Origin of the sequence: Streptomyces durbertensis (genome assembly GCF_014156695.1) — a bacterium.
GTDB classification, from domain to species: domain Bacteria; phylum Actinomycetota; class Actinomycetes; order Streptomycetales; family Streptomycetaceae; genus Streptomyces; species Streptomyces durbertensis.
The window spans coordinates 1-10,962 of the sequence record NZ_WMLF01000162.1 but is presented as its reverse complement, the minus strand read 5'-3'; the positions used below and the strand labels follow the sequence as shown (position 1 = coordinate 10,962).

8 protein-coding genes are annotated in these 10,962 nt (G+C 72.4%); 7 read left to right on the top strand and 1 reads right to left on the bottom strand.

Annotated features, from left to right (window positions below):
* From GL263_RS13100 to GL263_RS13070, 7 genes are all read left to right on the top strand, one after another.
* A partial coding sequence (locus GL263_RS13100; RefSeq protein ID WP_182855850.1) for a non-ribosomal peptide synthetase occupies nt 1-4,253 on the top strand: 4,253 nt, incomplete at its 5' end.
* A gap of 26 nt (nt 4,254-4,279) precedes the next feature.
* Nucleotides 4,280-5,689 carry an enoyl-CoA hydratase/isomerase family protein gene (locus GL263_RS13095; protein ID WP_228456473.1) on the top strand — a complete coding sequence of 470 codons (1,410 nt, stop codon included), beginning with the start codon at nt 4,280-4,282 and terminating at the stop codon, nt 5,687-5,689.
* Nucleotides 5,686-6,738 (top strand): pyruvate dehydrogenase (acetyl-transferring) E1 component subunit alpha, encoded by a 1,053-nt coding sequence (gene pdhA / locus GL263_RS13090; protein WP_182855849.1) that lies wholly within the window; start codon nt 5,686-5,688, stop codon nt 6,736-6,738. The genes GL263_RS13095 and pdhA overlap by 4 nt, the downstream gene beginning before the upstream one ends.
* Nucleotides 6,738-7,724, top strand: a complete 987-nt coding sequence (locus GL263_RS13085; protein ID WP_182855848.1) for an alpha-ketoacid dehydrogenase subunit beta — start codon at nt 6,738-6,740, stop codon at nt 7,722-7,724. Before pdhA ends, GL263_RS13085 begins: the two co-directional genes overlap by 1 nt.
* A complete protein-coding gene (locus GL263_RS13080) occupies nt 7,721-8,482 on the top strand; it encodes a thioesterase II family protein (protein ID WP_182855847.1) in 762 nt (253 codons plus the stop codon). Before GL263_RS13085 ends, GL263_RS13080 begins: the two co-directional genes overlap by 4 nt.
* 130 nt (nt 8,483-8,612) lie before the next feature.
* Nucleotides 8,613-8,831, top strand: a complete 219-nt coding sequence (locus GL263_RS13075) for an MbtH family protein (protein ID WP_194377433.1) — start codon at nt 8,613-8,615, stop codon at nt 8,829-8,831.
* A gap of 17 nt (nt 8,832-8,848) precedes the next feature.
* Entirely contained in the window at nt 8,849-10,183 is a 1,335-nt protein-coding gene (locus GL263_RS13070) for an aminotransferase-like domain-containing protein (protein WP_323379376.1), read from the top strand.
* A gap of 103 nt (nt 10,184-10,286) precedes the next feature.
* Here the strand turns inward: GL263_RS13070 and GL263_RS13065 are convergent.
* A partial coding sequence (locus GL263_RS13065; protein WP_182855845.1) for an ATP-binding cassette domain-containing protein occupies nt 10,287-10,962 on the bottom strand: 676 nt, incomplete at its 5' end.

Below are 10,962 nucleotides of genomic sequence, written 5' to 3'. Positions count from 1 at the left end.
CCGAGGTGTTGGGTGTGTCGGTGGTGGGGGTGGATGACGGGTTCTTCGATCTGGGTGGTCATTCGTTGTTGGCGACCCGGTTGGTGAGTCGGGTGCGTTCGGTGCTGGGTGTGGAGTTGGCGGTCCGGGACCTGTTCGAGGCCCCCACCGTCGCCCGACTCGCCAAGACACTGCGACGCTCGACCGACGGACGACGCCCGGCGCCGCGTCGACGCGAACGTGAACCCGGCCGCGAGCGTGACGAGCGTGTCCCGCTCTCCTACTCGCAGCGCCGACTGTGGTTCCTCAACCGACTCGGCGGCCCCGACCCCAGTTACAACCTGCCGGTGGCCGTGCGGCTCACCGGTCCGCTGGACCAGGAGGCCCTGCGCGCGGCACTGGCCGATGTCACGGGGCGGCACGAGAGCCTGCGCACCGTCTTCCCGGAACACGACGGCACGCCCTACCAGCGTGTCCTGCCGGCAGAGGAGGGGGTGCCCGAGCTGACCACCCGGGACACGACCCGGGACGGACTGGAGGCGGCGCTGACCACCGCGGCCCGCCACGACTTCGACCTCACGACCGAAGTCCCGCTGCGGGCGACGCTGTTCACCCTCGCGCCGGACGAACACGTCCTGCTCCTCCTCCTGCACCACATCGCCGGCGACGGCTGGTCCCTCGCCCCACTGGGCCGTGACCTCACCGCCGCCTACCGGGACCGGCTGGCCGGCCGGGCCCCGGACTGGCGCCCGCTCGACCTCCAGTACGCGGACTACGCGCTGTGGCAGCGTGAACTCCTCGGCGCCGAGGACGACCCCCACAGTGTCCAGCACCGTCAACGAACCTACTGGCGGGAGGCGTTGGACGGACTTCCCGACCAGCTCGCACTCCCCACCGACCGGCCGCGACCCGCGGTCGCCGGGCGGCGGGGAAGAGCGGTGCTGCGGACGCTGCCCGCCGACCTGCACGGAGCGTTGCTCACGCTGGGCAGGGAGAGCGGCGCCAGCCTGTTCATGGTGCTCCAGTCAGGGCTCGCCGCCCTGCTCACCCGGCTGGGCGCGGGCACCGACATCCCGATCGGCACCCCTATCGCCGGGCGCACCGACGACTCCCTGGACGACCTCGTCGGCCTCTTCATCAACACCCTGGTGTTGCGCACGGACACCTCGGCCGACCCGACGTTCCGCGAGTTGGTGGCCCGAACCCGCGCCACCGACCTGGCCGCCTACGCGCACCAGGACCTGCCGTTCGAGAAGCTCGTCGAGGATCTCCGTCCGGAACGGTCGCTCGCGCACCATCCGCTGTTCCAGGTGCTGTTCGCGCTCCAGAACACCCCTGGCGGAGGTCTGGAACTGCCGGGAGTCGTGGCCCGCCCGGAGATGGTGGAGCTCGGCGCCGCCAAGTTCGACCTCACCTTCAACCTGGTGGAGCGGTACACCGACGACGGCGCGCCCGCCGGAGTCGAGGCGATGCTGGAGTACCGCACCGACCTGTTCGAGGCGAACACCGCCGAGGCGATCGCGGACCGGTTCGTGAGGCTGCTCACCCACGCCGTCGCCGACCCCGACACCCCGATCGGTGCCCTGCCCGTGCTGGACGACGACGAGGAACGCACGGTGGTCGTCGGCTGGAACGACACCGCGTTCCGACCCGAACGCTCCCGTCTTTCGCTGCCCGCCGCCTTCGCCGCCCAGGTGTCCCGGACACCCGACGCCGTCGCGGTACGCGACGACGGCCGTTCCCTGACCTATCGCGAACTCGACCGGCTGTCGAACCGGTGGGCCCGGCGACTGATCAACGCGGGTGTGGGCCCGGAGAGCCCGGTGGCGGTGCTCCAGGAGCGGTCGGCCGAGCTCGTGGTGACCACGCTCGCCGTCCTGAAGGCCGGCGGCGCCTACGTGCCCCTGCACGCCAGCCACCCGGCCGACCGTTTGCGGACGGTGATCTCCACGACCGGGGCGCGACTCCTGGTCACCGACACGGCCTCGCTGGAGCTGCTGCCCGAGCCGGGTGTGCCCACGCTGGTGGCCGACGAGCAGGAGGCGAGTGACAGGCCCGAGGCGATCGACGGGCAGGAGACGGCCGGGTCCGATCCGGGCGTGTCCGTCAGCCCGGACCAGCTGGCGTACGTGATGTTCACCTCCGGCTCGACCGGCGTGCCCAAGGGCATCGGTATCACCCACAGCGACGCCATCGACCTGGCCGTGGACCGCTGCTGGGAGCCCGGCCCGCACTCGCGGGTGCTGATGCACTCCCCGTACGCGTTCGACATCTCCACCTACGAGCTGTGGAGTCCGTTGTTGTCCGGCGGCCGGATCGTGGTCGCGCCCAGGGGTGACCTGGACGCCGGTGCGCTGCGGCGGGTCGTGGCGTCCGAGGGCGTCACGTCGGCCCTGCTCACCGCGGGCCTGTTCGGCGTGGTCGCGGACGAGGCACCGGATGTCTTCGCCGGGATGCCCCAGGTGTGGACCGGCGGTGACGTCGTACCGGCGACCGCCGTGCGGAAGGTCCTGGAGCACTGCCCGGACACCGTGGTCAAGGTCCTCTACGGGCCCACGGAGACCACCCTGGGATGTACCTGGCACAGCTTCCGCCGGCCGGCTCAGGTTCCGGACAGCGTGCCGATCGGCCGTCCGCTGGACAACACCCGCGCGTACGTGCTGGACGACCGGCTGCGCCCGGTTCCACCGGGGGTGCCCGGCGAGCTCTACATCGCCGGAGCCGGTCTCGCGCGCGGCTACTGGGAGCAGGCCCACCTGACCGCCGAGCGGTTTGTCGCCGACCCGTTCGCCGAGCGCTTCGAGACCTCCGGCGCCCGGATGTACCGGACCGGTGACCTGGTCCGGCACAGCGCCGAGGGCGTACTGGAGTTCCTGGGCCGCACCGACGACCAACTGAAGATCCGGGGTTTCCGCATCGAACCGGCGGAGGTGGAGGGCGCGTTGGCCGCCGACCCGTCCGTCGGCCGTGCCGCCGTCGTCGCGCGCCCCGACCGTTCCGGAGGAAAGGCCCTGGCGGCGTACGTGTTGCCGGCCGACCCCGCCAACCCGCCGGACCCGGCACGGCTGCGTGACGAGGCGGAACTCCGGCTGCCCGACTACATGGTGCCCTCCGCCTTCGTGGTGCTCGACACCCTGCCGCTGACCCCGAACGGCAAACTGGACCGCGCCGCGCTGCCGGAACCCGACTGGGGCACCGCCGGATCCGGCCGTGCGCCCCGCACACCTCGTGAGCAGCTGCTGTGCGAGATGTTCGCCGACGTGCTCGGCCTGAGCCGGGTGGGCGTCGACGACGGCTTCTTCGAGTTGGGCGGGCACTCCATGCTGGCAACCCGGTTGGTCGGCCGCATCAACTCGGTCCTGGGCGTGGAGATACCCGTGCGGGTCCTCTTCGAGGCACCCACCGTGGCGGCACTGGCCGGCAGGCTCGACGCCGGCCACAGCGACACCGACCCGCTGGACGTGGTGTTGCCGCTGCGCACCGGAGGGGACGGCACGCCTCTGTTCTGCCTGCATCCGGCGGGCGGCTTCGGCTGGTCCTACTCCGGGCTGCTGCCACATCTGGACCGCGACCAGCCGGTGTACGCGGTGCAGGCGCGAGGGCTGGCCCGCGACGAGGAACTTCCCCGCGACCTCGACGAGATGGCCGCCGACTACGCCGCGCAGATCCGGGCGACTGCTCCCGAGGGCCCGTACCAGCTGTTGGGCTGGTCCTTCGGCGGGCTGCTGGCCCACGCCGTCGCGGCCCGTCTGGAGGCCGACGGTGCCGAGGTGAGTCAACTCGCGGTCCTCGACGGCTACCCGGGCTCCTACGGCGCGGACGGCCACGAGGTCGGCGAGCGGGAGGTGCTGGCGATCCTGCTGAACGCCGCCCGCGTCGACCACCCGGGCTCCGAGGACGAGACGTGGGACCGGGCGGAGGTCATGGCGCTGCTACGGGAGAGCGGCAGCGCACTCGCGAGCCTGGACGAGGACACGGTGTCCCGGATGGTCGCCGTGTTCCTCAACAACACACGACTGCTGAAGCACTACCGGCCCAGTCACTTCGGCGGTGACCTGGAGTTCTTCACGGCCACCGAGGACCGCGTCGATCCAGCTCTCACGCCCGAGCTGTGGCGCCCGTACATCGGCGGTCACATCGAGGAGCACCGGGTGCCCACCGACCACGCGGGACTGGCGCGTCCCGACTCCCTGGCGACCATCGCACGGACGTTGACCGCCCGCGCCGACCGCCGCCCCGCCGGCCTCCAGCCCGTTACCGCAACAGCCCGCTGAGGCACGCGAACCGATCGGAGAGACCCTTGTCTTCCATTCTCATCGCCGACACCGCCACCACCGCGGACACCATGGCAGCCGCCGGCGGGCCCGGCTCGGCTTCCGTGGACCCCCTGTGCGCCGGAACCCTCGCGGCCGACCGCGAGGCGGCCACCTCCCGGCTCCTCGAACTCGTCGACCGGATCGACCAGCTGCCACCGGCCGCGGTCCGCGACGCGGAGGAACGGCGGCGCGCGGAAGAACTGCTGCGGCGGGCTCGCTCCCTGCGCCGGCGCTTCCTCGCCCGGCACGTCGAGCAGGTGTACGCGGAGCTCACCGACGGGCTGACCCGGCACCCCAGGCTGGAGCGACTCGCCGCGCTCGCCGCCGAGCGCTTCCCCGGCCTGGTCCCCGGCCCCGAGCGGCTGGCCGCCGAGGGCGCGCTGCGGCAGAGCGACAAGGAAGGCTGGGAGGTGGACCTGGGCATCTTCTTCCACGCGGTGTTCTCCTCCCGTGCCGCGGGCTCGCACCTGCTGCGGACCATGTTGCGGCCGACCCCCGCCGCACTGGCCGCGCTGCCCGAGTACCGGCGCACCGGGCGGGCCGACCTCAAGGTGGCCACGGTCACCCGGCAGGACGGCGTCGCGTCTCTGGAGCTGTGCAACGACGCCTACCTGAACGCGGAGGACGACGCCGCGGTCGAGGCCCTGGAGACGGGCACCGACCTGGTGCTCCTCGACGAGGCCAGCCACGTCGGGGTGCTGCGTGGCGCCGCCATGTCCCACGCGGCCTACCGCGGCCAGCGGGTCTTCAGCGCCGGAATCAACCTGACGCACCTGTACCACGGCCGGATCTCCTTCCTGGGCTTCTTCCTCCGCCGGGAGGCCGGCTACATCAACAAGTTCGTCAAGGGCCTGTGTCTGGACGAGGCGGCGGACGACAGGTGGGGGCCGGAGGCCGACAAGCCGTGGGTGGCGGCCGTCGACTCCTTCGCGATCGGCGGTGGCATGCAGATCCTGCCCACCATGGACCGGGTCGTCGCCGCCGACGACGCCTGGTTCAGCCTCCCCGCGATGGAGGAGGGCCTGATTCCCGGCCTGGCCAACCTGCGGCTTCCCGGACTGACCGGTGGCCGGCTGGCCCGCGACCTCATCCTCTGGGGCCGGCGGCTGCGCGCCGGTGACCCCGCGGCGGCGCTGGTCTGTGACGAGGCGGTGCCGGCCGACCGCATGGACGGCGCCGTCCGCCGAGCGGCGGAACACCTGGCCAACCCGGCGGTGCCCGCCAACCGTCGCGCGCTCGGTCTGGCCGAGGAGCCTTTTGACCTGTTCCGGCACTACATGGCCGTCTACGCACTCGAACAGTCCCGGCGGCTGTACAGTGCCGATCTTGTCGCCAACCTGGAGCGCACCTGGATCAGCCGCGCCGCCGGTCGCACCGAGGGAGGCCGGCGATGAGCGTTCTGTCGGGGTACGAGGTGCGGGACGCGACACCGGCCCGGCCCGCACTGCCGACGGAGTTGCGGAGGCGACTACACCGGGCGATGGTCGTCGGCCGCGCCTTCAACCGACAGGCCACCGCGTTCAGCCGACAGGGTCGGCTCGCCGTCTACCCGTCCTCGCGGGGCCAGGAGGCGTGCCAGGTGGGGTCCGTCCTCGCGGTGCGCCCCACCGACTGGCTCTTCCCCACCTACCGCGAGAGCGTGGCCCTGCTCACCAGGGGCATCGACCCGGTCGAAGTCCTCAGCCTGTTCCGCGGCGACCGCCACTGCGGCTACAACCCACGAGCCGAGCACACCGCACCTCAGTGCACCCCGCTCGCGACCCAGTGCCTCCACGCGGCCGGGCTCGCCGACGCGGCGCGTATGGCCGGTGACCCGGTGGTCGCCCTCGCCTACATCGGGGACGGCGCCACCAGCGAGGGCGACTTCCACGAGGCGCTGAACTACGCGGCCGTACGCCGTGCCCCGGTGGTCTTCCTCGTACAGAACAACCAGTACGCGATCAGCGTGCCGCTCGCGAAGCAGACCGCCGCCCGCACGTTGGCGGACAAGGCCGCCGGGTACGGCATGCCAGGTGTGCGCGTCGACGGCAACGACGTGCTGGAGGTCTACCACGCCGTCCGGGAGGCCGCCGACCGGGCCAGGTCAGGGGGCGGCCCCACCTTGGTCGAGGCGGTCACCTACCGCCTGGAGGCGCACACCAACGCCGACGACGACAGCCGCTACCGCCCGGAGGGCGAGGCGGAGGACTGGGCCGACCGGGACCCGGTGGTCCGGCTTGAGGAGCGACTGCTCGCCGAGGGGGTGCTCGACACGGAGGCGGTGGCGGAGGTCGAGGCCGCCGCCACCGCGTTCGCGGCCGAACTCAGCGCCCGCTTCGACGAGTCGCCGCGGCGGGACCCGATGGAGCTGTTCCAGCACGTCTACCACCAGCTGCCGCCGCATCTGCGCGAGCAGGCCGCCCGACTGGCCGCCGAACTGGCCGCGGCACACGAGGAGGAGTGATGTCCGAGACGTCGATGGCGGTGGCACTCAACACGGCGCTGCGCGACGCGATGCGCGCGGACGAGCGCACTCTGGTCTTCGGAGAGGACGTGGGCCGGCTCGGCGGGGTGTTCCGCATCACCGACGGTCTGACGGCCGAGTTCGGCGAGGAACGGTGCTTCGACACCCCGCTCGCCGAGTCGGCGATCCTGGGCACCGCGGTGGGCATGGCCGTCTACGGCTACCGGCCCGTCGTGGAGATGCAGTTCGACGCGTTCGCCTACCCGGCCTTCGAGCAGCTCGTCAGTCATGTCGCCAAGCTCCGCAACCGCACCCGAGGGGTGCTCGGACTGCCGCTGACCATCCGCATCCCGTACGGCGGTGGCATCGGCGCGGTAGAGCACCACAGCGACTCCTCGGAGGTCTACTACATGGCCACCCCCGGGCTGACCGTCGTCACCCCGGCCAACGCCGCCGACGCGTACGCGCTGCTGCGCCGCTCGATCGACTCGCCCGACCCGGTGGTCTTCCTGGAACCGAAGCGGCTCTACTGGCAGAAGGAACGGGTCGCCTTCCCGGTGGACACCGGGCCGCTCGGTACGGCGGCCGTGCGCCGGCGAGGCCGGGACGCCACCCTGGTCGCCTACGGCCCGTCCGTCGGAACCGCCCTCGCCGCCGCCGACGCGGCGGCGGAACGGGGCTGGGACCTGGAGGTCGTCGACCTCCGCTCGCTGATGCCGCTCGACGACGAGACGGTGTGCGCGAGCGTCCGTCGCACGGGCCGGGCGGTGGTCGTGCACGAGGCGCACGGCTTCGCCGGACCGGGCGCGGAGATCGCCGCCCGGATCACCGAACGCTGCTTCTACCACCTGGAGGCGCCGGTGCGGCGGGTGACCGGCTTCGACGTCCCGTATCCGGCGCCCCTGTTGGAGGAGCACTACCTTCCGGACGTCGGTCGGGTACTCGACGCGGTCGCTTCCCTGGAGTGGGAGAGGGTGCCGGCATGACTCCGACCGACCCGGCCCTGTGGTTCCGCTGTCCCCGTCCCCGGCCGCACGCCACGCTCCGGCTTCTGTGCTTCCCACACGGCGGCGGCTCCTCCACCGCCTTCCGGGCCTGGCACACCCTGATCCCGGACGAGGTGGAACTGCACGCGGCGGAGTACCCCGGCCACGCCGAGCGGATCCGGGAGCCGCTGGAGCACGACCTGGGCCGACTGGCCGAGCGTTTCGCGGAGGCGGCGCTGCCGCTGCTGGACCGGCCGTTCGCGCTGTACGGCCACAGCCTGGGCGCACTCGTCGCGTTCGAGACCGCCCTGCGGCTCCAGGCGCGCGGCCACCGGCCGGTGGTGCTGGTCGCCTCCGGCATGCCGGCACCCCATCTGGTGCGGCCGGGCGGCGTGCACCGGGGCGACGACGCCACGGTCCTCGCGGAACTCGCACGCCTGGGGGGAGTACCGAGCGAACTGCTCGAACACCAGGACCTGCGGGACCTCCTGCTCCGCACCGCGCGGGCCGACTACCAGCTCGCCGAGACCTACCGGTTCGTCCCCGGCAGCCTTCTACGGAGTCCGATCACCACCCATCGGGGGCTGGCCGACCCGGAGCTGACAGCGGGGGAGGCACTGGGCTGGGAGCGGGCCGGTGCCGGTCCGGTCACCCACCGGACGTTCGAAGGCGACCACTTCCACCCCGTCACCCGGCCCGCGCCCGTGGTCGCCGACGTGCTGGCCACCGTGACCGCCGCCGCGGCCGCCGTACGGTGACCGCGGCCGACGCCGCGTAGCGGGCCGCTGTCAGCGGCGTCAGTCCGTTGGCAGCGGCACCGGTCAGGCTGGTCAGCACGGCTCGCGATCCGCCGGCCGCGTCGACCCCGCGACCCAACCGAGGAGCATCATGACCAACCCCTTCGAGGACGCCGACGCCACCTATCTCGTGCTGATCAACGAGGAGGAGCAGTACTCGCTGTGGCCCTCGTTCGCCGAGGTGCCGGCGGGCTGGACGGTTGTCGTCACCGCGACCAGCCGGGAGAACGCGCTGGAGGAGATCAACAGGCGGTGGACCGACATGCGTCCCAAGAGCCTGGTCGACGCCATGAACGGCGCGCCGGCATGAGCCCGACCGCCGGGCCGGTGACCGACCTTCTGGTCCGGACCGCCCCGGCGGGCACCGGCACCGGACCCGCCGTCGGCGCCGGGCTGAGCGTCGACGACCTCCACGCCTCGCTCAACGATCCGGCGCTGACCTCCATGACACTGCTCAACGAGATCACCGGCCGTTTCCCCGAGGCTGTCTCCTTCGCCGCCGGGCGCCCCTACGAGGGCGACTACGCGCCCGAGGCGCTGCATCGCTACCTGGACCGCTACACGCGCCACCTCCACGAGGACCGGGGGTTCACGCCGGAACAGGTGGCCCGCGCGCTGTTCCAGTACGGGGACACCAAGGGCGTCATCGCCGACCTGGTCGCCCGTCAGCTCGCGGTCGACGAGGGGCTGGCCGTGGACCCGACGTCGGTGGTCGTCACCACCGGATGCCAGGAGGCCATGGTCCTGCTGCTACGTGCCCTGCGCCGCGATCCCCGCGACGTGGTCTTCGCCGCCGCACCGACGTACGTGGGCTTCACCGGAGCCGCCCGGCTCGTGGAGATGCCGGTACGACAGGTCCGGGAGGGCCGCGGTGGCCTGGACCCGGGTGAGCTCGCGGCCGAGGTGCGACGGGCGAGGGCGGAAGGCCTCAACCCGCGTGCGTGCTACGTGGTTCCCGACTTCGCCAACCCGGGCGGCGCCACGATGTCGACCGCCGACCGCGAGAGGCTGCTGCGGCTCGCCGAACGCGAGGGGCTGCTGCTCATCGAGGACAACCCGTACTCGATGTTCCACGACGGCGGTCGCCGACCGCCCACCCTCAAGGCGCTGGACCGCTCGGCCAGCGTCGTCTACGTCGGTTCGTTCTCCAAGACGGCGTTCCCCGGTGCCCGGATCGGATACCTGGTGGCCGACCAGCCGGTTTGGGAGGGCGGTCTTCTCGCGGACCAACTAGCCAAGATCAAGAGCATGTTGACGCTCAACACCTCCTCGGTGGCGCAGGCCGTGATCGGTGGCATGCTGCTGGAGCACGGCCACAGTCTCGAGCGGGCGAGCGCCTCCTCCGCCGAGGTCTACCGGCGCAATCGCCGAGCGGTGCTCGACGGGCTGGCCCGGCGCTTCCCCGATCCGGCGGCGGGAGTCCGCTGGAACGACCCGACCGGCGGCCTGTTCGTGGTGGTCACCGTGCCGTTCGAGGCGGACGACTCCGCGCTTGAGGTATCGGCCGGCCGCTTCGGTGTCCTGTGGACACCCATGCACCACTTCTACGCGGGCAACGGTGGACAGCGCCAGCTCCGGCTTTCGGTCAGCGTGCTGACTCCCGAGGAGATCGACGTCGGCCTGGACCGCCTCAAGCGTTTTGTCGCCGACCGGAGCGGCTGAGGGCCCTCGGGTCCGCCACACCACTCACGGGCTCATCTCCCCGCCGGGCGGGAGCGATTCGTCGCCTCCGCCCGGCGGCTCCGGTTGTGCCGCCGGGCGCCGCTCAGGGCCGGTCGGTGAGCGCGGAGGCCGCCAGGCGGCCGGCTCGCATCTCCCGCTGCTCGCCGGTGAAGCGCTCGCACAGCCGGCGGTCGTGAGACACCACCACGAGCGTTCCCGGGTACTGAGCCAGTGCCTCCTCCAGGTCCTCGACGAGATCGGGGGCGAGGTGGTTGGTCGGCTCGTCCAGCAGCAGCAGGTCGGCCGGTTCGCACAGCAGCCTGGCCAGTGCCAGCCGCCGCCGCTGACCGACCGAGAGGGCGCCGACCCGACGGTCGAAGTCGGACGGGCGGAAGAGGCCGAGTGAGCGCAGTCGCTCCCGGTGTTCCTCCGGCGTACCGGCCCGGTCCGAGGCGAAGGCCGCGAGCAGGCTGCGGCGCCGGTCGGTGTCGGGGACGTCCTGCGGCAGGTACCCGACGAGGCCGTGTCGCTCGACCTCGCCGGAGTCGGGCGCGAGCTCCCCGGCGAGCACCTTCAACAGGGACGACTTGCCAGCACCGTTGGGCCCGCGGATCAGCAGCCGGGCACCGTGGTGGAGGGTGAGCTCGTCCACCCGAAGCCGTCGGCCCACCCGCACGTCGGTCAGCCGGGCCGACGGCGACTCCTCCGGCGGGCTCCCGGCTTCCGGCCGGCTCGGGGCGCCCGTGCTGATCCGGCCGGTGAAGCGCAGTGGGTCGGGC